The 2557-nt window shown below is 61.2% G+C and carries 3 protein-coding genes; all 3 read right to left on the reverse strand.

Annotation, left to right across the window (positions count from 1 at the left end):
• Positions 1-26 precede the first annotated feature (26 nt).
• The 3 genes from AC5SEO_RS26785 to tnpA are packed head-to-tail and all read right to left on the reverse strand — an operon-like array spanning position 27 to position 2479.
• Complete coding sequence (locus tag AC5SEO_RS26785) at positions 27-1682, reverse strand: IS66-like element IS66 family transposase (RefSeq protein WP_112402054.1); 1656 nt, start codon at positions 1680-1682, stop codon at positions 27-29.
• Between the two features lie 45 nt (positions 1683-1727).
• A complete protein-coding gene (gene tnpB, locus AC5SEO_RS26790; RefSeq protein ID WP_034495582.1) occupies positions 1728-2075 on the reverse strand; it encodes an IS66 family insertion sequence element accessory protein TnpB in 348 nt (115 codons plus the stop codon).
• On the reverse strand, positions 2072-2479 hold the full coding sequence (gene tnpA, locus AC5SEO_RS26795) for an IS66-like element accessory protein TnpA (protein WP_032488527.1): 408 nt from the start codon (positions 2477-2479) through the stop codon (positions 2072-2074). Before tnpA ends, tnpB begins: the two co-directional genes overlap by 4 nt.
• Positions 2480-2557: the final 78 nt, after the last annotated feature.

The raw sequence follows: 2557 nt of genomic DNA on the forward strand, positions 1-2557 counted from the left end.
CGTAAGCCTCCGGTGAAGGCCACAGGTCAGGCAGCTTGAGCGTTGACGGTCGGCGGCGTCCAATTCCACGGAAGCAACTGCTCCAGCCTGATAATCGGCGTGTCGGCGATGCGGGCAAGAACGTCGGCCAGCCACGCCTGCGGATCGATGTCGTTGAGCTTTGCCGTCATGATCAACGTGGCCATGAAGGCTGCACGATCCGCGCCGCGGTCTGATCCGGCGAAGAGCCAGGACTTCCTACCGAGTGCGAAGCCTCGCAGGGCTCGCTCCGCGGCGTTGTTCGTGAGGCAAATCCGGCCATCCTCCAGGAATGATGTGAAGCCATCCCAACGCTTGAGCATGTAATCGATCGCCTCGGCGACCGGAGAACTGCGCGACAGTTTTGCACGCTCGGTTTGAAGCCAGACCTGCAGACTGTCGACGAGCGGCAGGCTTTCCTTGCGGCGACGTTCCAGGCGTTGATCGGCCGTAAGCCCGTTGATCTCCCGCTCGATATCGAACAGGCCGTCGATCCGTTTGACAGCTTCGAGCGCCATAGGCGAGATCGGCGCGGCGTTCTTTCCACGCTTGGCGTTCGCATTAATGTCTGCGAGCACGAAGAACTTGCGACGCGCGTGTGCCCAACAAAACGCCTGTCTTAGCGGATTTGAATCGCGATCACCCTTGAACAGCGGATTGTAGCCGCCATAGGCGTCCGCCTGCAGAATACCGGTGAAGGTCTTCAGGTGGCGTTCCGGATGCTCCTGCCGTCGATCGCGCGAGGCATAGTAAAGGGCTGCCGGCGGTGAGAGGCCTCCGAACGGCCGATCATCCCGGACATAGGTCCAAATGCGGCCGGTATCGGTCTTTCCCTTGGCCAGGATCGGCACTGTCGTGTCGTCACCATGCAGGCGCTCAGCGGCAAGAACATGCGCTTCGATCAGACAATGAAGTGGCTTCAACGTCGCGGCACATGCTCCGACCTGATCGGCCAGCGTTGACAAGCTGATGTCAACGCCCTCGCGGGCATAGCGTTCGCTCTGGCGATTGAGCGGCTGGTGCTGGGCGAACTTCTCGAACAGGATCATCGCCAGCAGGTTTGGCCCGGCAAAGCCGCGTGGCGTTACATGGAAGGGAGCCGGTGGCTGCGTGATCTTCTCGCACTCGCGACAGGTAAACTTCTCCCGCACCGTCTGGATGACCTTCCACTGACGCGGGACGACCTCCAGGGTCTCGGTAACGTCTTCACCAAGCTTCGACAGTTTGGTGGAGCCGCAGCAGGCGCAATTGGCGGGAGCAGCGATTACGACGCGCTCACGCGGCAGGTGTTCAGGAAAGGGCTTGCGTGACGGACGCCTGCGCTCGAAAGCTTTGACGGTTGAAGCTTTGGCTGCGATCTCCGCCGCCAGTTCATCTTCACCGGCGTCTGCTTCGAGCTCCTCGAGTTGCAGTTCCATCTGCTCCAGGAGCCGCGCCTTACGCTCGGACCGGCTGCCGTAGAGTTCACGGCGAACCTTGTCGATCTCCAGCTTCAGCCGCGCGATCAGCGCTTCGGAATGCGATACGAGTGCCTTTGCACTGGCGGCTTCGGCCTTGGCGGTCGCCGCTTCTGCTTCGGCTGCAACACGTCGAGCGCGTTCCTGGGCCAGCAGGGCAAGGGCACTGGCAAGGTCGTCCGGAAGCTCTTCAGTCGTATTGCTCATGACAGGATGGAATCATATTCGAGCCTGTCATTCCAGTGTTTTTACTCATCCGGCCGACGTCGGCCGCCAGGTCTTTTGCGGCATCCGCCAGTCGATGCCCTCCAGCAGATAACCGAGCTGCGCGGGCGTGATCACTACCGTGCCATCGGCCGCTGATGGCCAGATGAAGCGGCCACGCTCCAGCTTCTTCGTGAACAGGCAAGCGCCCTGGCCGTCATGCCAGATCACCTTGATCAGGCCACCGCCGCGGCCGCGGAATACGAACAGGTGTCCACACATCGGGTCACGCTTCAGCGCCTCCTGCACCATCAACGACAGACCGGGGAAGCCCTTGCGCATGTCCGTATAGCCCGTCGCCAGCCAGACCTTCACGCCAACAGGAACCGGGATCATCGCAGCCCCAGCACGCAGTCGAGGATGCGGCCAAGCGCGTCCGTGTCGATGTCGCTATCCACGCGGACGCGTCGGCCCCGACCTAGTTCGATTGTTACATCACTGCGCTTCCGACGAGGATGGAATTTGGTGGGTGGTTCCGGCTGAGCGGGAGAGACTGTCGAAGCGGCCTCGGACACGATTACCGGCACCAAAGCCGCAGTGTCAGATCTTGGCTCCTCGATCCGACAAAGCTCTTTGCGCCAACGGAACAACTGGCTGACATGGATGCCGGCCGCGCGGGCAATCTCCGAGATCACCGCATCAGGCTCAAGACAGGCAGCGACAAGCCCCTCTTTGTCTTCTCGTGACCAGCGCCGACGGCGCTCCACAGACGTGATCACCTCAATTGGATGCTTCGCCATATGACTACTCCTAGTGTTACCACTAGGACTGGCAGTCAGCAGGCCGTCATCGCAAGACGGCCTTCACCGTGGGCTTAC

It is taken from the genome of Agrobacterium sp. K11, from assembly GCF_059429395.1.

Bases quoted from the DNA above. Each gene is read 5' to 3' on its own strand.
- AC5SEO_RS26785 (WP_112402054.1), bottom strand. From the start codon at position 1,682: ATGAGCAATACGACTGAAGAGCTTCCGGACGACCTTGCCAGTGCCCTT.
- tnpB (WP_034495582.1), bottom strand. From the start codon at position 2,075: ATGATCCCGGTTCCTGTTGGCGTGAAGGTCTGGCTGGCGACGGGCTAT.
- tnpA (WP_032488527.1), bottom strand. From the start codon at position 2,479: ATGGCGAAGCATCCAATTGAGGTGATCACGTCTGTGGAGCGCCGTCGG.